The following is a 20,384-nucleotide window of genomic DNA, read 5'->3' as shown; positions in this document are numbered from 1 at the left end:
TTTCATGTAACTCTTTAATCTTAAAACCTTTTAAAGTGGTGCCACCAAGAATCGAACTAGGGACACAAGGATTTTCAGTCCTTTGCTCTACCAACTGAGCTATGGCACTCATTGATAGCATAAAGCATTAGTAATATAGAAGTTACAGTTTATATTTTCTCTACATCTATTCTTCTAACTTCTTTGGTTTAACGGATGGTTTAACTTTGTGATCTAATTCAAGAGTGATTAATATTAATTTTAATTATCTGTAAGCTTATAAAATTCAACTACTTATTAAATAATATATTTAAAATCTTCTCTAACATTGCTTACTATTTCTTATACCTCAAGCTTACCAACGTATCTAAATGGAATTGATTCTGATTCGTCTATATAAAAAACAAACGACTCTAAATCCTTCCTTTCATTGCCTATTGAAACAACAATTTCGGCTATAGAATCTTTGTCTAAATCAATACAAGACATCTGGATATAATACCCATGATTAAGGTAACCATATTCATCAAAAAAATTGAATCTAACATGAGGTAAAATTGAGAATATTAAGTTCTCTTTATGATTCCCTTTTAAAACTTCAATTCTTGTACCATTGGGATAGTCACGACCTAATCTTAACATTATGGAATCATTGTATTTTGGTAAATAGATTTGAATTGATTTTTCATGCTCCAACTCCTTAGCTGAACTTAGAATATAATTATTAGAGTTCACTTCAAATAGGAGTTCAGTTTGCTTTTTCGATTCTGAACATGACCACAATATGAGAATTGCTATTAGTAATAGTAAAAATTTCAATTTATCATTCATTATACTTTAAATTTTAATATTGAAGGATATTATATGAAGGGGGACTATAAAAGTATTATTTCTCAGAAAATATCCCCCCCCTTTTTATGTCGTCCTAGTTTAGTTTGATAAAATTGGATAGTACTGATATATCCTGTTTCGCCCCTTTACTATTCAATATTTGAATACCATTATACTATATCATTCTTCATAGAATACTGCAAAGTAAACGATGAAAGCTATATTTATGATATTGAACAAAATAGCTAACCCCATTGATATAGGTAAGAATATTATACCATAGGTAATAAGGAAAAGTACTATTCCTCCCATTATAGGTGCTATATCAATTCTATTCGTATTAAAATCATAACGTATTAATTGGGCAATCAGAGCTGATAATATGGTAGCTATGGTAGCTGAATATAACTCTACTTCATAAGGTTTTGCATCTATTTTAGCCATTGAATACCAAATATCTTTTACTATCCAAGTCAAGACAAAATAACTGATAATGCCAACTATTGTTGCTATTGTCTTCATATTATAATGCTAATTGTGTTTGACCATCGAAAATAATTCGATAATAAAATATCCCTTCGTGCTTTATTTCTTTAATCTTACTGATATACATATGTATATTTTTTGTCGGTAAATAATAATGATGATAATAGAAGAATGCTTTATTATCGTCCTTTTTGATGATTCCTTTATAATCGCATTTCCAATTCTTTGTATAATTATTCCGATGTACATACAAGTTACCCAGTGCAAATTGGAGGTTGGCTTCACTTCTGTATATATCGCCTTTTTCATCAAAAATATACAGCACATTGTAATTAACTTTAGAATTTCCTTCTTGTGCCTGCATATAAGAACCAAACATTAATACAGTAAATATTATAATTATCTGTTTCATTTTAATTTGTATTATAATTCAACATAGTAATATTCATATCTCCCATTTCGATAAACCTTAACAGTTGTATCTGCACTATCTAAACTTCCGTATTGATCTGTATAGAAATTCAAACTTCCTCCTGTATAATTGTTACTTCCGACTTGGATATATCCGCCATTACCAAAGTATATTCTAACAACCTTATCATCCAAAACATTAACTTTCAAAGTATAAGTGGATTCTGTATTCGTATTACTATTATAATACTTCACTCTTGCTGTATAGTTTCCATCCTCTAAAACAGATGACTGAATAATATGTCCTTGTGTATCTAATGGAGTATAATTAAATTGAGGCAAAGAAATGTAGCCTTGTGCATGTAGAGAATAAGCACAAAGCCATAGTAATAATATATATAGCTGTTTTTTCATGCTAATTATAAATTAAGATTTAGATAATAAGTAATACTCCCATAGACAAAGCTGTGAGAAAAGTATGTGTTGTTTTTTGTTCTTGTAACAATAATAGGATCACATGACATCCCATGCATCGAAACAATAGTGAAATAACGACCAGATGAGTCTGAATTCATTCGGATTTGGACAGTTATTCCATGTTCCTCTCCTATTTTAAAAGCAGATGTTTTAATGATATTACTACTTTGTTGTGCAGAAATAGTTTGGATGTTTATTGCCTTTATTGGAGACACACATAATAAAAGACTCAATAAAATAATACTGAAAAAAATTCTCTTCATAAATAATTTGGTTTTGTGTCTTCCTGCACCTTTGGGATGACGATTATAAGCATAAAAAAGCGTGAGGCACTTGAACTACTATCTGATTTGAAGGCTCTCGACTGCCCAATCACACCGATAATAGACAAATGCTCCCACGCCCATGCTTATATAAAACCATCTCTGGTTATATGTACAATGACGTGGAAAGCTATTTGCTACTACCCTTGGGTGATTAAAAATTGTCGAGATTTTCAAATCAAGGATAATACGTTAACGCTTTCCGTAAATAAAATTTCCTTCCAATATCAACTCTTTGATCTTTCGGAATTGTCACAAATTTAGCGGAAAATCTGATCTAATCAAAATATTATAAATCAATAATTTCGACTAAAAACTGCGTTTGTTTCATTGTCGTAATGATAGTCTGTCATGAATAGATCACTAGCGATGTTTGCGTAATCTATATAATGTTTTATATTCTCAGGTATATCGCCTAAATATCCATCTTCTACTAATAAACTGGCAAATGCTTCTTCATTAATGAATCTTCCATAGTAGCTATCTCTAAATTTCTGAACTAAATAGCTTATTTCTTCATCTTCTAAATTGCATCCTGTAAGATCCAGAAATGACAGGAAAGCATCGAGATCGTTTATATCATTGGCTTTATGTATCAGTTCAAAAATGGTTTCGCTTATCCAACTCTCATTAATCAATCCTTGTGGTATTCCTTCATGGTCTTGAAACATAAGTTCGGGGTCTTGTTCGTCTTCATGTAGTTCTAGGCAATCTTGATAGAATTCTGCTTTATCTGTGTAGTTTGATAATTCTAGCCATTTACCAAATAGTGAGCCTTGATTGTATTTTTTATATGTTCCAACGTAAACTTTAGCTTCTATCAGATCGTTTGCATCCATATCTTCTTTATGGTTTAATGGGTTTATAAATGAAAAAGAACCACAGACTAATTAAAGTCTATGGCTCTCTTATTTGGGTGTTTGGATCGTAATTTATCTTAGGCGGTATTGATCTGCTTTCAAATTTCAGATTCTTCTCAACTTTTGGGTTTGACTATAAAGTATTATAGGCTCACTTATTTTGTTGAAGATGTTTATCCAATTTTCGGGTTGTTTGCTCCTATACCGTTTCGCCTAAAATATTACTTTCCATTCATCTGGATGGGGGCGTAGAATTGCTAACACGACCGTACAGTGCGTAAAATATATTTTTAGAATTTTGTAGTGAGTTTATTCTACCAATTGTCACTATATTATTAATACTCTAATCAATATATGTGTTGCTTAAGATCGAAGCTTTCAATAATGTCTTATTCTTATAATTTTCAAAATTTAAGATGCTATCCTGTTGATATACTTGCATAATTATCATACTTTTTGTTTTTTATGTGTGTAAATAATTAGAGGATTATTAATGGTATAGCCTCTGGTAACCTGTCCATTAATTCTTTTTGCCGAACTCTCAGCATCAAACCATTTCTTGATATGTGCAGCTTTAATAATTGTAATAGTCTTTATGTTTAAATTTTCAATGGCTTTTTCAATCATTGTAACAAGATCATTATTTGAATAAAAAGTACCCATTGTAAGATTTAGCTTAAGTAAAGAGAATACCTTATCATCTGCCTTTTTATCTTGATCAATTGTAACCAACTTATTTTTTATTGCTTTTTGATTATATTTCAATTTTTTCACTTCCTCAATACCAAGTTTATTAAAAGCATTTTTTATGAATGGGTAATCTTCCTCAATTTCTTTCTGTTGGCTATCATCGAAGGAAAACATTAATTGACGAAGCTCTGCATATTCATTAAAAACATCCTTAAATAGTTTCTTTGTAATAATTCTCTTTATAGCACTTTCATCAATCTTTTCCCATTTAACCTTTGTGACTTTAGCTCCTTGATCTCTATAATATTTCTGAAGAGAATTCTTATTGGCATAAATTAAATTATTTATGCAGTAGATATATAATTCATATTTAGAGAGTATGTCATTTAGAATAAACTTAGCTGTTGACTTATCAAAATGAATATAGCTTTGGTTTGTAGACTTTTTCATTTCTTTTAAACGCTGCTGCTTAGCTCCATATGAAAGACTATTATATCCATCAATTCGTTCTTTTGCATATTCTAATTGTTCATTCTGACTCTTTACTAATTCTTCGAAACAAATATCAGCATCAAACCTTTTTGTGTTGAAAATATGTACAACTGTTTTTCTGAATGGGTTAGTCTTTGTTCTTATTCTGCCTGCTATTTGGGGAACATCTGTTGCAATATCTAACAATGTATTTGCACTATGTACATTGCTAACAACAAAACAGATTCCTGATTCTGAATAGAAATCAACCCCTTCGAAAGATTTGCTTGTGATAAAATTAAACATCTTAGGGGTATCAATAGAAGACGAAATTTTATAAATACCTAATTTCTTTTTGTTTTTATCATTATCTGCACATATAATGCGACACTCATCTGGACTTAACTCTAAATATTTGAGGATAGAAACAATATCAGCAACAGAATTGATAAAAATATAAGCTTCTGTTGACTTGTTCCCAGTCATTTTAATTGCTCCATGTTTTTTATATTGATGAATAATTTTAGCTATGAGATTGTAAGGTTTATTCGTTTGATAGGGAACGATCTTCAATCCTTCAATATCTTTCCAATCAGCAATATATTCAGTAATGCCCTCTAAAGCCATAGGCTTAAAATTAGGAAAAATTGCTGTTGCGGACATAAAACAGAACGACTTGTATCCTCTAAAGACATCAAATATACCATTAATGGCTATGCTTCTGTAAGCGTAAGATTTTAAAAGACAATGATATTCATCTATAAGCAACCTATAGTCCTTCGGATTTATAATTCCGTTTAATGAGGGTAGCTTGTCATATGTACACATAATCTTTTTCACTCCATCCTGTTTTAAATAACTTATCAGTTCTGTATTTAAAGACAAACTTTTTTGACCGAAAAGTCCAAATAAATTAACAGATGGATTTAAACCTGCTTTCTTATCTATATTATCCACATCAATTGAGTTGCCATTAAAATCGATACTTGGATATAGCTTGTTAATTATCAATTCAGTTGTAGGTACTGCTATGACATAATTTTCATTATTTCTTAAAGCGATTGTACTTCCACCACATCCCGTAACAACCTTATTGAAGATACAGTTGTGAGGGAGATCATCCATGATTAAGTATCCATCCTTTGTTTCTATTTCGTACGGTATCATTTATTTTCTCAATTTAATTTTTGTTACGGCTATCTCGACTATTGAAATATGGAGAATACCGACTCTTCTTTTATTTATAATTATCTAATAATGTATTATATATAAGGTATCAATCTGACTAAAAATGTTACAGTAGATATTAGAATACAACACTTTCAATTAGACAATACATTCCCTTTATCCTATTTAGTAAAAACTGGATTTAGTTGTTTTAATTAATGTTATAGGAGATTGGAGGTGTTTCTAAAATTAAAATCAGCGATAAAATATTGAAGAAAGCATCTGTTATTAATTTTAGAATGTCTGGCTATCTGCCTTAACTACAGATAGCCCATTCTGTATTCACTTTAGGCAGCAGGAGCTAAAGCTTCACTTGCTTTTCTCAAAGCGGATATAAAGTGAACATCTTCTCTAACACATTCGAAGTCAGATAAATAAAGACGATTCAATCCTTCGAATGCAGTATCATCAGATGTTGAGGCTGCATAAGAATTAAAACCGTTGATAAAGAATCGCTTAGTCAGAATTTTCGTTGTTATACCTGTTTTAGACATACAAATGGTGTAGAATTTTTCGGCTCTATTCAATGCTTCATCCAAGTCATTACCTTTTGGAAGAGTGCTTGTATCGTTTTTGCTAAGCATTTTTTTAATTTGAGAAGCAGTTAGCCTCTTTCCTGTACAAATAAGAATAGCGGTACTCGCATTAAATCCTTCTTTTATCAATTCATTGGCTTTTATCAATAATTTATTATCCGTAATAATTGAAGACACGCATATTTTATCTGCAGTTGTCCAACTATGCCCTGCCAAATTAATGCTTGCCAAATATTTCCCAACATTTTCATTAACCGCTTTAATTCTAACATTTGGAATAGTAATCTTATCTGCTGCTGGTTTAACAGCATTTAGCTTCGAAAAGGCTATTATTCTGTGCTGTCCATCCAAAACAATTAAGTATTCACTTGCAACTAGCTCATTAATAGGATTGCCTTCCAAATCGACAATCTCATATCCATCTTCCAATAGTGCAGTGGCTTCCGCTGTAACAATAGGATAAACATCATCATATTCCCCATTGTTGATAATTTGAAGGAAATTCACAACATTTGAATTTGCAATAGGGCGATTTTGTTTTAGAAATCCAAAACATCTGGATTCTTCCCTTGAACCATCTTTGTCAACAATCTTAATTTTCAGTTTTTCAGATTTTGGTGTTAGCTTTTTTGCTTCTACAATAACACTTCTTGTTTTCTTGTTTTCTACTGATGTTCCCATATTTTCTTCGTTTGAGTTGTTAATTACTTCGTCTGTTTCAGTTAAATTGCTCATGATTAGTAGCTATTACTTTTCTACCACTTAATACCAGAGGGCATAGTTTGTCTGGGTGATTTTATGCAAGCTAGCTTTTGCCTTAAATCACAATGAATTATATATTAGAATTTTCTTAAGAAAGGATTCTCTTAGAGAGTGTTTTGCTTTTTGAAAACTATATAGTTAGGGGACTTAATGATGTCACTATCTGTTGAACCAAAGACATTTTGCTTTCCATCTATATCTTGATACCAACCATAGGCATTGCCACCTACAAGGTATATCGCATCTGTAACACCTATATCTACCAAAGATTGTGCAAAATCATAGAAGGATTCACGACTTCTGCTTTCAACTATGATAATGGTATTATTGCGTTTGCCTATTGCTCTGCGGATAGTTTTTCCTTTAGGCTTGTTTTCTATCATCTTTCCGTTTGCCACAAGTGGATATTGACGAAAGAAAAACCCATTATTTTGTATTGTTTCATCTAATAGTGGGGTAGATGTATCTACTCCTATTGATATTTGATCGCCGATTATTGCACAGAAACCTTGTTTACTTTTTCCTTTTGCTAATTGCTTTCCTGCTAATACAAAATCACCTACTATTGATTCGCCATCTGCTCCTATATCTGCTGCTTGTGTTGTAAAAATGATACTCTTGTCATTAGCATCTGGGCGTGAAGCTGTAAGTTCAATCTTTGTATTGTGTGGCAGATAAACATACAAAGGTACATCATTGACTGTTTCTTCGAATACTTCGACATAGCTTGTTGCTTTTGTATTCTTTTCTTGTAATACAGTTACTGTGCTTGTTGACATCTCTGTACCCTCTTCTGTATTTTTTGATAGATAGATTATAACAGTTATTACTGTTACTAATATTGCTGCTATAATACAGGCAATAATTATTTTAGAATTATTCTTAGACTTTTTAGGTTGTTTGTTGCTTGGAGAATCTCCTAATATTTGAATTTCGTCTTCGTGGATATTATTATTTTTCATTTTATTAAATTTATTATTGAATGCTTTCTTCAATTACTTCTTTTAGTTGTCTTAGAGCTTCTTTTGATGCTGACAGATCAAAAGCATTAATGATATTTTCACCAAATAGCACCAATTGTTGTTTTGATGGATTAATATAGTATATATATTTTCTATTAATTATCAACCCTTTACCAATACGGATAAAATCATTTGCATTAGTCTGCAACTGTTTCTCAATGATATTTTGAAAAGAGGTTAAGTTGAAGGTGAATAATTTTTCTTGTTTGTTGGACAATACCATTGTGGAGTAGTTTCCATCTGAACTGATATATACAATTTTTTCTGGTGAGATGCGGACAAGCTCATTACTATTAACTATTACTAAGTGTTTTGACATCTTTTCGTTTTATTATTATACAAAGCAATAGTTTTTATAGTAAACAACAAAAGATTATTTATTGCTTTGTATGAAGTGTGGTGTTTGTTGTATAAAATGACTTATTTCGGTGGGATTTGAAATAATTAGGATAATGAATTAAATGTATCAAATAGATTCTCTATTTCAACTTTCTCATTTTCATATTTTTCAAGATAGGATGAATGACTTGAGTGAATATTATCAGGAATTGAATCAATATATTCATCGTAACTATCACTTTTTTCTGTGATTTCATCTATTTCATCAGATAAAGAAATGTTAAAGACATCTTGTGCTATTTCGACTTTATATTTCAAGTCAAGAATATCAGAATCATCTGTAGAACTAATTTCTCTTTGAACTATATCCTTTATTAAAGGATGAATTACCGATTCTTCATAGCTGGGAGTATAGAATGATGGGAATCTTCTTTTTAGTTTATCTATCAATTCAAAATTATCCACCCAATAGATATTTCTCAAAAAACATTCAAATATTTTAGATATTTCAAATTTGATTTTAGATAAATCTAGCTCCGTTAATAGCTTAATATAGTATTCATGCTCAGAATAATAGTTAGATTCTTCAAGATATACTAATTCTTGAAATTTTGTGTATATGAATTCTGATGCTTTTGAACTGCGACTACCATACAATTTAAATATTTTATAGAGAAAAGAATATACGTGTTCCCTTTCTCTTCCCCAAGAAAAAGACCTACCATCAGAAGACATATATCTTACTGCTTTTCCACTTCTTAGATTATCAAAAATATTTATTATTCTCTCTAAAGCTATGTTTTTCAATATATCATTTAATACTATTTTCCTTACTGCTTTATCTTGTTTCTTGGACATAGAAAATATTGTAAAGAATTGATTCGTGTATATTGCGGAATTCAGAATTTTTTCGATCAATGTATCTCGTTTTTCAATGTAAAATATCAAAAAATCTTGAATGGACGGATTTTGATATTCAACAACAAAATCATTATACGAATCCTTTTGCAATTTTATAAAAGTATTTTCCAGTTCTTTTATAATTCTTTCAAATCTAAGTGAATCAATGGATATATTTAATGATGGGTTGTTTTTTGAGAATTCTGCTATAGCAGACCTCCAGTCATCAATTAAAACAGGAGTTCCTATACTTAATAAAACAAGTAGAGAATATTGAGCAAAAGTATCTAAAGAGTTTTCAAATATATGTTCCCATACACTTGTCGGATTATCAAAATAAGAAATTAATAAAGAGGAAAATTCATTTGGAGTACAGTCTTTCCAAACTTTATACTCCACAACAGTTTGTATTATTCTTGGATTGTAATTGATATGATGGATTAATTTATTATACTTTTTGTCTTCTACCAGATTTTGCAAGTATTCAACAGGAACATCTGCAAAAAATAAATGATTATATAGTATTTTAGCTTTTATTAAAGCTGTGTATGAAGCTAAATCCAGTGTACATTTTGCTATTTCAATATTTTTTATTTGAAAAGACTCATATGTTTTTTTAGCTTGTTTTAAAATATATTCTCTTGTTGTGATTATAAATCTTTTATTGGGTGTGCGCTCTATCTTCTCTATAAAATTAATTATTTGTGCATCATCTTTAAAATTACCTCTTTCATTAAAAAAGTTACGTCCTAAAAAATCATCAAATAAAAAAACTTGTTTCCCATCTGTTGAAAAAAGCTTATAAGCATCTTCAATTTGAGATAGATAAACAAATTCATAATCTTCTTTTAATATATAATACAAGACTAGATTTCTAGCTAAAGTAGTTTTCCCAATACCAGGTATGCCAGAAATAATAACATATCTGTAATCATTCAATATGTTCATAGCATCATTAAAGCTATCGTTTTGAACATATAATTTTGCTTGTTCTTGAATTTTCTCAAATTCAAAGACAGACTGTTGGTGTATATTATTATGTAGGATTGTGGTTAAGATATTGATGCTTGATAGCCAAAGCTTGTAATATTGTTGTTCTATATTTTTGTATTGCCCTAGTAAATTATTCAGGTCATCTTTCCCTAGAATATCTTCTGTGTTTTTAATGTATGGATCGAATATTTTTTTTATTTCCTCTTTATTTGAAGGACTTAGACCTACACTTGTAGTTAGAATATATCTTTGGGGAGATAGTTTATGTACCTTTAATATTTCTTTCCTCAAAGTACTTAGTAGTGATGAGTAACTATCATATCTCTTTGCTTGTATAATGACTTTTTTGTCCCTTGATTCTGTATATCTTAAATCAATGCCATTATCTTTGCCTGATTTAAAACTTTCAATATAAACTACTAAATGCTTCTGTAGTATATCTCTTGTGAGGTTCTCAAATTCGTAAGGAGATAATGTTAGAAAATTATAGTTGGTCATTAGTATTTCGTTTTCACAAAAATAGCTGTTAATTCTGCTAAGTTATTAATGCAAAGAGGATAAAATTTGAAGATGGTATATAAAACATACTTTTCTCAAAAAATATCCTCCTTATGATTGAAATTGATAACTACAACAAATTCTTCATTGCTTCATCAATCTGACTATTCTCAAAGCTATCTAAGTAGATTTGAGTAACTTTTTCAGAACTATGACCTAATGATTCACTAATGATAGAAGTATTAACACCAGAGCGTTTTAATACAGTTGCATAAGTATGGCGTGCTACGTATGTAGTTAAATCAACAGAGAGATTAAGCTCTTTACCAATACTCTTTAATCCTTTATTGATTATAGCTAAGACTTTATGAACTCTATTCGCTTTCTGTACATCCGTCTTATGAAATGTTGATAGTATAGGGAATAAGTAAGGACTATTTTGTTTCTTGTATTTCAGAACGATTTCAGAAGCTTTATCCTGTATAGGTATTTTAATTAATTTCTTAGTCTTTCTACGAGTATAAACCAACCGTTGATCTATAATATTACTTTCGGTTAGATAGGATATATCCACAAAGTTAATCCCTCCTGAGAGGTAAGAGAAGTAAAATAGGTCAATTGCTAGTTGGGTATATGCTCTATCAGTCTTATAGCTGATTATTCTCTCTACATCTAGTTTTGTGATTGATCTCTTTACTGTTTCTTGATGCAGTTTAGAGACTTTATAAGTTTTAAATGGATAATACTCTGGTTTGACTATCTTTTCTTCAATAGCAACATTATAAATTGCTCTTAAAGTTCTAAAACGAATACCAATTGTATTTTCGGCTAAACCTTTCTCTCTTAGATGAGCTTCATAACGTTTTAACCATGATAAATCAATATCTGAGAAGTAAATATCAAGATGTCCATTAAAGATCAAAAGGGAATTCAGCACTTGTATATTAGACAATGCATACCCCTTCCTTTTTTCTTTTTCCAATCTACTTATTTGAACGAGGAAAAGCTCATTAACAGTCTTTGCATTGAGAGGAGAATTGACTTTATCAACTAAGCTAATAGCCGTAAATTCTTTACTTGTAGTTTTAAATTCAAATATTTGCTCTGAATATTCTTTCGTTTTTTCATTAATCAAATTTAAAATTTGTTCCCTTCTGGGACAATTCCGTTTAGGTTTACTTTTCTCAAAATCCCAATAATTAGGGTGAACTGAGATTCCTAAACTTTTATATTTTTTCTTGTTGTCTTTGCATATCCGTATCATTAACGGATGTTCGCCATTTGAAAGTGTCTTTGATCTGAACAAAACCGCATTAACAGTAGCATTCATGATGTTTTTTGGTTTAACTCTTGGTTTAACTCACATCATTAAAACCTCCATTTTAGCCAATAAAAAAAGGTAGCTATATTTCTATAACTACCTTATTACCAGTGGTGCCACCAAGAATCGAACTAGGGACACAAGGATTTTCAGTCCTTTGCTCTACCAACTGAGCTATGGCACCTTAACCGTTTTGCGATTGCAAAGGTATAACAATTTTCTATATCTGCAAGCGGAAGCTCATTTTTTTTATTTATTTATCGCATTATAGATAACCGACTGTATGCGCGGACGGATATTCAGACTAGATAGTTTCTTGTGTGTACGAGAGGGATTCACTCTGTTAGACAAGAAGATATAGATCATATTATTATCGGGATCAACCCAAAAACATGTACCTGTAAAACCCGTATGTCCATACACACTTATTGGGGTTTGCGGAGCTGTTGGACTCGATCTGTTATTACGTGGGTCGGGTTTATCAAACCCTAGTCCTCTCCTACTGTTCGGACTTTTAGCTGTAGTAAACAAACGTGTTGTCTCTTTACTCAAATATCTTTCGCCTCCATAAGTTCCCAGATTAAGCCACATTTGATAGAGCTTAGCTAAATCATTAGCATTCGAAAACAATCCTGCATTACCAGACACTCCACCTAAAAATGCAGCACCCTCATCATGAACATAACCTTGCAATAATTGCTTCCTCAAAAAGTCGTCCTGCTCGGTTGGAACAATTCTGCTTTTATCAAACTTTGTCAATGGATTATACATAGTAGTTGTAGCACCCAGCTTCTGATAAAGATTTTGTTGCAAAAAAGTACTCAGATCTGTATCGCTCACCTGCTCTACAACCTCTTTTAGCAACATAAAGTTGAGACAACTGTAAAGATACGATTTATTAGCTCTTAATTTACTTTCGGCTATACGATATAGAATTGTATCCTGATAAGTATCGCTTATATATAAGTTCTCTGAAACCCTTTTGGTAAAACCGGGCTTCGACACTTCTGATATTAAATTCGATTTATACTTGAAATCCGTCCTAGCCCATGCCCCATTATCAATCAAAGCAGGGTAAGAGTTTTCTTGTTTATAACTAATCAATCTGCCTGAGTAGCTATCAGCATCGATTGCAGGCATATAGTATTGAATAAAAGATGGCAATCCTGTTTCGTGAAACAAAGCTTGTCTTATTGTTATATTTTCCTTATCAGTATTCCTTAATTGAGCAACCGATTTGCTCAGTGGAAATTGAAGGGTAATCTTCTTCTCATCATACAACTTCATTATAGCAGGAATAGTGGCAGAAGCCTTAGACATCGAGGCTATATCGTACAGATCGTCATTGGTCACCTCTTGTGCTTTATTGTATTCGAAAGAACCGAATGATTGGTTATAAATAACAACTCCATCTTTCGCAACCAAAACCTGACAACCGGGAAAAGCTTGTTGAGCAATTCCATCTTTTACAATCTCTTCAATTTTATCTAGATCTGAAGATTTTATTCCGACCTCTTCTGGAAGATTGTAGGCTAGTCGTGTTTTAGCAGTTTCCATCCCTTCTCCTACCTCATATAAGCCTTTTACAGAGACTGGCAACTTACCCGAGATATTATTACCACCAAAAATAGCTTGAGCAGCGTATTCTTGCGCAAAAGGAGTATTTTCGTATCCAACAACAACAGCATCGGTACTCTTTATGACAGAATTGAAGCGAGCCATACTATAAGGTGACGTAAAGAAGGTCAGAACGCTTTGTTTCCCCTCAACTAAACTCTGTATATCTGCACTCGAAAAAACTCTGTTAGAATGAACAGAAACCAATATTGTATTATAGCCACTCAACTCTGGTTGCAATTTCCTTAGTTCACCAATACTCATTACATTAAAACAAGTAACATCTCCATACAGCTTTAAAGTAGTATGGAATGGATTATTGCGGGATGCCCCCAAAGAGACTGCTGCTATCTTCTTTTTGTCCAAAGATTTTAGAGGAACTATTTTATCCTCATTCTTCAACAAAGTAATAGCTTCTTCATTCAATTTTCGACAAAGCCATTCTGCAGAAGTAGTATTTAATCTAGCTAAAAGATTATTTGTATCAACGGGCTTTAATCTATTGAGACCTAAAAGGTATTTATACTCTAATATTTTTCGACATCTGACATTTATTATAGAGTCGCTTAATACCCCGCTCTCAACAGCAACTTTCAAAGCCTCAAATTCTCTTCTTGCATTTACTGGCCCCAACAACAAATCGTTACCGGCTAAAATGGCCCTTACACTCATATCTTTTTCAACAGACACCCCTTTCATTGCAAGCCCATCCGTAAAAATAAGCCCGCTAAAGCCCAATTCAGTTTGAAGGAGGTCAGTCACAATAGGTTTAGATAAAGAACTTGGAGCACCTGTATTATCCAAAGCAGGTATATTCAGGTGTCCTGTCATTACACTTGCCAAACCTGCATCTATATATTTTTTAAAAGGTAATAATTCTACATTTTCGAGACGATCTTTATCGTGACTTATAAGAGGCAATGTTTTATGAGAATCCGTAGAAGTATCGCCATGTCCGGGAAAATGTTTTGCTACGGGTAATACTTTTCCCGACTCCAAACCACGAGCATACGCAATTCCTAGCCGAGCAACTCGTTTGGGATCTTCTCCGAACGAACGGATACCAATCACAGGGTTAGAGGGATTACTATTAACATCTACATCCGGAGAAAAATTGACCTGTATACCCATTATCCTGCATTGGCGAGCCATTTCCCGTCCATAATAGTAGATAAGAGAATCATTTTTAACGGCTCCAAGCATCATATTTTTTGGAAAGCGAGTTGTATTGTCCAAACGCATAGACAACCCCCACTCTCCATCGAAAGTAATCATCAATGGCACACGAGCATTCTCCTGAGCCAGATTAGTTAAGATTGCTTGGTTTTCGGGAGTCCCCTTAGAAAACAACACACCTCCAGCATACTGATCTCTGAGAAGGCTAACCAAATTCTGGCGATTGGCTGCACTATTATCGCCATTTACATGGATAATAATCAGTTGTCCGATACGCTCATCTAAAGACATCTGATTATAAACAGAATCAACCCATTGCCGCATTTTCAGCTTATCAGCATTCTTCATCATCAAAGGTTCTATCTTGTCTTTCGCAAAGCACGAGAATACAGATAGAAATATATATGCTACAAAGCTAAAAATGATTCCCTTCCCCATTATTTTTTAATTTTATCCAGTTCGACCTCTATTTTATTTACATATGCTCCATTTTTTCCGGTCTGAAAAATCATAACCTCTTTTCCATCCAAATTCTTACGCATATCGGGTTCTTCCATATAAGTATGAGAGTGTCCACCTATAATTATATCCACATTCTTCGATTGCTCTGCTAATTGTATATCTGAGTTGTAGCCTACATGAGATAAGCAGATAATCAAATCACATTTTTTTGAATCTTTAAGAATCTTAGCATAGAAGTTCACACTACTTATGATAGGCTTAAACTCCATTCCATCATATTTATTCTTTTGCACAAGACCTTCGGGGTCTACTCCTACACCTAGAACTCCTATTTTCAGTCCAAATCTATTCAATACAATATAAGGCTTTATATCATTTTTAAGAACTGTCCTGGAAAAGTCATAATTGCAATTAAGAATAGGAAAATCCAACCGATCAACAATCATCTTCAGCGTATCTAATCCATAATCAAATTCATGATTTCCTAAAGTTCCGGCATCGTATTTCATGAGATTCATAGCTTGCGTTTCTACCCTTCCATGAAAAAGATTAAAATAGGGTGTTCCCTGAACAAAGTCACCCGCATCAAACAATAACACATTCGGGTTTTGCTTTCTCACTTCAGCAATAAAAGCTTCACGCGCCACAACACCACCCATACCACCATAACTCTTGTCACTTTCGGGCAACGCCTCTATACGACTATGAGTATCATTTGTACCCAAAACCATAATCTTCTTTTGAGCACTTACCATTAATCCTGCACAAAGCAGGGTAAACAATAATATATTTTTTAATCTCATCTTAAATTCTCTCTTTTTATTAAAGCAATTCCAACTATATCTTGTCATTTTTCAAAGTCAATCGAATTGAATACTCACCCAAACAACAAAAAGGTAGCAATCTTACTTCTCAATAGTTATTCTTCCATCTAATACCGATGATATTTCTTTACCACTCGCAGTCTGATCTTTTACATATTGCATCATGGCATCACGAAGCGTTATTCCCGGCTCTATTACTTCGAGTGAGTTTTTAAAGGCTTCTAATCCATCATTACCATCTGCCAAATAATCGAGAGTAATAATTGTATATACTTTATCCTTATCAACCGGTTGCCCTTTTACAGTAGCCGATTGCAGTTTTCCATCTTTGACTATCAACTTCACTGTTGATGATATTCCTGCACCTCCCATTTTTGCATAAGATTCAAAAGCATCCAACAAATCGTTACCTTTGAGCTTTATTAAGACAAGCGTATTTTCGAATGAATATATCTCGAAGATATTACCTACTGTTATATCACCCTTCGCCAGATTAGCACGATGCCCATGTACATTCATACATGCCAAATCACATGCTCCGCTTGTATACTTTTCGCCATAAGCCTCCATTACATCCGAAGTCAAGTTTGTCAACAAACTCTCAGGACGCGCATAAGTCATATCTTGCGTCGATACTCCTATCACCTGATTCATTTCATTATCAAGCTTCACCTTATATTTTTCAACAAGAACTTCTACTTCTCCCCCAGTTCGAGGATAATCAGCCGCAACAATTGGTTGTCTTTGAGCTTGTAAACTTGTCACAACATACTGTTGTCGGGAGCAGGAAAAGCACAACGCAATCAACATTGCACCTCCAATCACTTTTTTCATAAATATTCTTAATTACAGTTTTAACCACAATAGTTAAAGTATCCAAATCGGCAGTATCTATTTAGTAACAGAAACAAAAGCAACGAATTAAATATTTGATCTTAAAACAAAGCAGTTTTCGTTTAAAATCCAAATTTAGCTAATAAATAATTTTTAGCTTATTCTGAAGATTTAATAATTCGTAAATGTAGAGATATTGCGAAGGTTCTACAAAAAAACACAAAAAAGAAGATTTAGAATTAAACCTTTTAATAGAATCTTGGTCTGATGATGTTAATGATACCTATCGATCAATAATAACGCCTTTTAGTCAATGAAAAAAATACTGCTTGCATTTACCTTGGCAATAATATCTCTATTGTCTCTTGCTGCACAAAACAATATACGAATTACAGGAACTGTTTTAGACAAAGCAGACAATGACCCTATTGAACAAGCCGGGATACGAATATTACGAGAAAAAGACAGCACCTATGTTCAAGGCTTAGCAACTGACGATGCTGGCAAATTTATTGTCAGTATTAGCCCCGGTAAATATATTATAAGCGTATCTTACCTGGGATACAAAGAAGCATTCGTAAACGTAGACGCAAGCAAAAAGTCTGTTGTAATGGATGATATATTTTTAAGCGCAGACGGCATTATGCTTAGCGAAGCTGTTGTTACAGCTAAAGCTGCCGAAATTGCAATAAAAGGTGATACAATTGAATACAATGCCGACTCTTATAAAGTGCAACCAAGTGCAGTAGTAGAAGACTTATTGAAGAAGATGCCAGGAGCAGAAGTTGACTCGGAAGGAAAAATTACAATCAATGGTAAAGAAATCAAGAAAATCTTAGTTGATGGTAAAGAATTTTTCTCCGACGACCCCAAAGTTGCATCAAAAAATCTACCCGCAGCAATGGTTGATAAGTTACAAGTATTAGATCGAAAATCGGATATGTCGCAAATGACGGGCTTTGATGATGGGGATGATGAAACAGTTATCAACTTAACTATAAAGAAAAATATGAAACAAGGATTGTACGGAAGTACGACCAGTGGATTAGGTAGTGACGACAGATACGGTCTTAGTGGAATAGCTAATTACATGCATAACGACAATCAATTTACATTGATGGGTGGATCAAACAATACAAACAATGAAGGTTTCACAGATAATGCGGGAAATACATTCAGAGGGTTTCGCCCCAGCGGCATCAACTTTGGAGGTGGCAATGGTATCATTAAATCGACCAGCGGAGGCTTCAATTTCTCTATGACGCCATCCGACAAGCTCAAATGGGGAGGAAACTCTCGTATAGGCAGAACAGAGAATGATGTAATTACCAACAGACATGTAGAGCGATTTACTCCCAATGATCCAAGGGGTAACTTATTTCAGAATACAAACAGTACAGGCATAAACAAAAGTGATAATATAGGTGTAGATTTTCGTTTCGAATGGACACCTGACTCTTTAACCAAAGTAATCTTTTCTCCTAATTTACAATATGGACAAAATAAAGCTTCTAATATAAACGACTTCCTTAGTACTTATGAAAATACTAATGACAGTATAAACTGGGGTAAATCAACCTATTTCTCTGAAGGAGAAAGTAAGTCAGTAAATGCAAGGTTAGAGGTAAGCCGCAAGTTAGGTAAAAAAGGAAGGGTAATTAGCTTTAGTCTATCTGGGGGATTTAATAAGCTGGATAATGATATAGAAAATTGGTCTAAGAAAACAACTAGACAAAGTGCCAGCCCCGACTCCATCTCTCTTATCGACATACGCACAAACCAAGATAATCATGGGCATAATTGGAGAGCATATTTATCTTACGTAGAACCTATCGGAAGAAATAATTTCATTCAATTTAATTATAGCTTTAGAAAAAACTACTCGGTAGCAGATCAGAATACATATAAAAATGATGGTTCAGACAATTATACAATCGTCGATTCTACAGCTACAAAAAATTTAAAAAACGACTTCATAAATCAAGAAATAGGCATTAACTTCAAATCGGTTAGAGCCAAATACAATTACACCCTTGGAGTTATGCTACAACCCTCGAAAATGGACAACTGGGTTATTACTCCCAAGGAAAGTGCCGAGATATCTAATAATGTACTTAATTATGCTCCAGTAGCACAATTCAATTATTTATGGGATAAGAGACATAACCTCCGCGTTGATTATTCGGGAACAACCTCTCAACCATCAACTACACAATTATCAAGTGTAAGAGACGAATCTGACCCACTAAATATTAGCTATGGTAATCCAAATCTAAAACCGACATTTACCAACCGATTCAGACTCCGCTACCAGAAATTCAATCCAGAAAAAGCTAGCGCAATTATGGTATTTGGAGGTTTTGATTTTGCATCAAATGATATTGTTGCCAGAACCTATTCTTTTGAAGGAGGGAGACAAGAAAGCACTTTTGACAACATAAATGGAAATTGGAGTACAAATCTAAGATTGATAATGAACCGCCCTTTAAGAAATAAGAAATTCTCAGTAAACTCTATGACTTTCGGGAACTACGCTCGAAAGAATGGATATATTGATTCTGGAAAAAACACGGCAAATACCCTCAATCTAGCCGAGAGTTTAGGTCTACAATATCGATCTGATCTATTCGATTTCGGGCTTAGAGGAAATATTAGGTATACTACAACTGACAATAGCTTAGGAAATCTTCAAGATCGTACAATTTATAATTATGGAGGAAGTTTTAATACAACATGGTATTTGCCCTATAATTTTGTCGTGGATACAGATTTAAACTATTCCGCGAATGCTGGAACAACTCAAGGATTTGAACTAAATGAATGGCTATGGAATGCATCTATGTCAAAACAAATATTTAAAGCAAAAAATGGCACAATCAAATTTAGTGTTTACGACATATTGCATCAAAAGACGAATATATCCCAATCATTCCAAACTGAATCTGTGAGTGAAAGTATTACGAATGTTTTAGAAAGCTACTTCATGGTAAGCTTCATTTATCGTTTTCAAATATTCAAAGGTGGAGCCAAAATGACTGATATGAATAACGACTCCGGCCCTAGATTTGGACCTCCCGGAGGAGGTGGACGACCTTCTCGTCGACTATAAAAAGAATGCCAGAAATGAAGAGCAAAATAATATTTTCATAAAATATTTCCTAATCGCTATTGGATATATAATTTATTATACTACCTTTGCACTCGCTTTCAAGAAAAGCAAATAGGTAGATTCCGTAGCTCAGTTGGTAGAGCACATCACTTTTAATGATGGGGTCCTGGGTTCGAACCCCAGCGGGATCACTAAACAAAAAAAGATTTTCAAGAAATTGAGAGTTTTTTTGTTTT

Annotated in this window: 15 protein-coding genes and 3 tRNA genes; 2 read left to right on the top strand and 16 right to left on the bottom strand. The window is 32.9% G+C overall.

Translation table 11 applies throughout. The features are described from left to right. Positions 1-36 precede the first annotated feature (36 nt). The 16 genes from HGC4_RS12430 to HGC4_RS12350 form a co-directional block, all read right to left on the bottom strand. A tRNA-Phe gene (locus HGC4_RS12430) sits at positions 37-108 on the bottom strand. 213 nt (positions 109-321) lie between these two features. Beyond that, positions 322-810 (bottom strand): hypothetical protein, encoded by a 489-nt coding sequence (locus HGC4_RS12425; RefSeq protein ID WP_050710459.1) that lies wholly within the window; start codon positions 808-810, stop codon positions 322-324. A 180-nt stretch (positions 811-990) separates the two neighbouring features. Beyond that, complete coding sequence (locus HGC4_RS12420; protein WP_050710458.1) at positions 991-1,332, bottom strand: hypothetical protein; 342 nt, start codon at positions 1,330-1,332, stop codon at positions 991-993. 1 nt (position 1,333) lies between these two features. Further along, positions 1,334-1,708 (bottom strand): hypothetical protein, encoded by a 375-nt coding sequence (locus HGC4_RS12415; RefSeq protein WP_157258272.1) that lies wholly within the window; start codon positions 1,706-1,708, stop codon positions 1,334-1,336. An 11-nt stretch (positions 1,709-1,719) separates the two neighbouring features. Beyond that, the gene (locus HGC4_RS12410; RefSeq protein WP_050710456.1) at positions 1,720-2,121 is read right to left on the bottom strand and encodes a hypothetical protein; all 402 of its coding nucleotides are present in this window, start codon (positions 2,119-2,121) and stop codon (positions 1,720-1,722) included. Between the two features lie 682 nt (positions 2,122-2,803). Further along, positions 2,804-3,346 carry an antirestriction protein ArdA gene (locus HGC4_RS12400; protein ID WP_050710454.1) on the bottom strand — a complete coding sequence of 181 codons (543 nt, stop codon included), beginning with the start codon at positions 3,344-3,346 and terminating at the stop codon, positions 2,804-2,806. Positions 3,347-3,814: 468 nt separating this feature from the next. Further along, positions 3,815-5,695, bottom strand: coding sequence for a hypothetical protein (locus HGC4_RS12395; RefSeq protein WP_185099974.1), 1,881 nt, complete (start codon positions 5,693-5,695; stop codon positions 3,815-3,817). A gap of 347 nt (positions 5,696-6,042) precedes the next feature. After that, positions 6,043-7,026: a hypothetical protein gene (locus HGC4_RS12390; protein WP_050710453.1), complete on the bottom strand. Its 984-nt coding sequence runs from the start codon at positions 7,024-7,026 to the stop codon at positions 6,043-6,045. 131 nt (positions 7,027-7,157) lie between these two features. After that, positions 7,158-8,015 (bottom strand): phosphodiester glycosidase family protein, encoded by an 858-nt coding sequence (locus HGC4_RS12385; RefSeq protein WP_157258270.1) that lies wholly within the window; start codon positions 8,013-8,015, stop codon positions 7,158-7,160. 13 nt (positions 8,016-8,028) lie between these two features. Next, positions 8,029-8,394: a LytTR family DNA-binding domain-containing protein gene (locus HGC4_RS12380; protein ID WP_050710451.1), complete on the bottom strand. Its 366-nt coding sequence runs from the start codon at positions 8,392-8,394 to the stop codon at positions 8,029-8,031. A 125-nt stretch (positions 8,395-8,519) separates the two neighbouring features. Continuing rightward, on the bottom strand, positions 8,520-10,805 hold the full coding sequence (locus tag HGC4_RS12375; RefSeq protein ID WP_050710450.1) for an nSTAND3 domain-containing NTPase: 2,286 nt from the start codon (positions 10,803-10,805) through the stop codon (positions 8,520-8,522). A gap of 130 nt (positions 10,806-10,935) precedes the next feature. Next, positions 10,936-12,135 (bottom strand): site-specific integrase, encoded by a 1,200-nt coding sequence (locus HGC4_RS12370; protein WP_050710449.1) that lies wholly within the window; start codon positions 12,133-12,135, stop codon positions 10,936-10,938. A gap of 102 nt (positions 12,136-12,237) precedes the next feature. Next, positions 12,238-12,310 (bottom strand) — tRNA-Phe (locus tag HGC4_RS12365). A gap of 65 nt (positions 12,311-12,375) precedes the next feature. Beyond that, the gene (locus HGC4_RS12360; RefSeq protein WP_050710448.1) at positions 12,376-15,357 is read right to left on the bottom strand and encodes a glycoside hydrolase family 3 N-terminal domain-containing protein; all 2,982 of its coding nucleotides are present in this window, start codon (positions 15,355-15,357) and stop codon (positions 12,376-12,378) included. After that, the gene (locus HGC4_RS12355; RefSeq protein WP_050710447.1) at positions 15,357-16,184 is read right to left on the bottom strand and encodes a bifunctional metallophosphatase/5'-nucleotidase; all 828 of its coding nucleotides are present in this window, start codon (positions 16,182-16,184) and stop codon (positions 15,357-15,359) included. The genes HGC4_RS12360 and HGC4_RS12355 overlap by 1 nt, the downstream gene beginning before the upstream one ends. Before the next feature lie 102 nt (positions 16,185-16,286). Further along, positions 16,287-17,039 carry a 5'-nucleotidase C-terminal domain-containing protein gene (locus HGC4_RS12350; protein ID WP_050710446.1) on the bottom strand — a complete coding sequence of 251 codons (753 nt, stop codon included), beginning with the start codon at positions 17,037-17,039 and terminating at the stop codon, positions 16,287-16,289. A 313-nt stretch (positions 17,040-17,352) separates the two neighbouring features. Between HGC4_RS12350 and HGC4_RS12345 the strand changes: the two genes are divergently transcribed. Continuing rightward, positions 17,353-20,148 (top strand): TonB-dependent receptor, encoded by a 2,796-nt coding sequence (locus HGC4_RS12345; RefSeq protein ID WP_050710445.1) that lies wholly within the window; start codon positions 17,353-17,355, stop codon positions 20,146-20,148. Between the two features lie 118 nt (positions 20,149-20,266). Further along, positions 20,267-20,339, top strand: a tRNA-Lys gene (locus HGC4_RS12340). Positions 20,340-20,384 lie beyond the last annotated feature (45 nt).

Source organism: Dysgonomonas sp. HGC4 (genome assembly GCF_001261715.1).
Lineage (GTDB): Bacteria > Bacteroidota > Bacteroidia > Bacteroidales > Dysgonomonadaceae > Dysgonomonas_A.
Note: the sequence above shows the minus strand (reverse complement) of the source record. Positions and strands in the feature narration are given on the sequence as shown.

Excerpts from the sequence above, each read along its gene's own strand:
- HGC4_RS12420 (WP_050710458.1), bottom strand. The coding sequence starts at position 1,332 with ATGAAGACAATAGCAACAATAGTTGGCATTATCAGTTATTTTGTCTTG.
- HGC4_RS12355 (WP_050710447.1), bottom strand. The coding sequence starts at position 16,184 with ATGAGATTAAAAAATATATTATTGTTTACCCTGCTTTGTGCAGGATTA.
- HGC4_RS12350 (WP_050710446.1), bottom strand. The coding sequence starts at position 17,039 with ATGAAAAAAGTGATTGGAGGTGCAATGTTGATTGCGTTGTGCTTTTCC.
- HGC4_RS12385 (WP_157258270.1), bottom strand. The coding sequence starts at position 8,015 with ATGAAAAATAATAATATCCACGAAGACGAAATTCAAATATTAGGAGAT.
- HGC4_RS12390 (WP_050710453.1), bottom strand. The coding sequence starts at position 7,026 with ATGAGCAATTTAACTGAAACAGACGAAGTAATTAACAACTCAAACGAA.
- HGC4_RS12400 (WP_050710454.1), bottom strand. The coding sequence starts at position 3,346 with ATGGATGCAAACGATCTGATAGAAGCTAAAGTTTACGTTGGAACATAT.
- HGC4_RS12395 (WP_185099974.1), bottom strand. The coding sequence starts at position 5,695 with ATGATACCGTACGAAATAGAAACAAAGGATGGATACTTAATCATGGAT.
- HGC4_RS12410 (WP_050710456.1), bottom strand. The coding sequence starts at position 2,121 with ATGAAAAAACAGCTATATATATTATTACTATGGCTTTGTGCTTATTCT.
- HGC4_RS12345 (WP_050710445.1), top strand. The coding sequence starts at position 17,353 with ATGAAAAAAATACTGCTTGCATTTACCTTGGCAATAATATCTCTATTG.
- HGC4_RS12370 (WP_050710449.1), bottom strand. The coding sequence starts at position 12,135 with ATGAATGCTACTGTTAATGCGGTTTTGTTCAGATCAAAGACACTTTCA.
- HGC4_RS12375 (WP_050710450.1), bottom strand. The coding sequence starts at position 10,805 with ATGACCAACTATAATTTTCTAACATTATCTCCTTACGAATTTGAGAAC.
- HGC4_RS12415 (WP_157258272.1), bottom strand. The coding sequence starts at position 1,708 with ATGAAACAGATAATTATAATATTTACTGTATTAATGTTTGGTTCTTAT.
- HGC4_RS12380 (WP_050710451.1), bottom strand. The coding sequence starts at position 8,394 with ATGTCAAAACACTTAGTAATAGTTAATAGTAATGAGCTTGTCCGCATC.
- HGC4_RS12360 (WP_050710448.1), bottom strand. The coding sequence starts at position 15,357 with ATGGGGAAGGGAATCATTTTTAGCTTTGTAGCATATATATTTCTATCT.
- HGC4_RS12425 (WP_050710459.1), bottom strand. The coding sequence starts at position 810 with ATGAATGATAAATTGAAATTTTTACTATTACTAATAGCAATTCTCATA.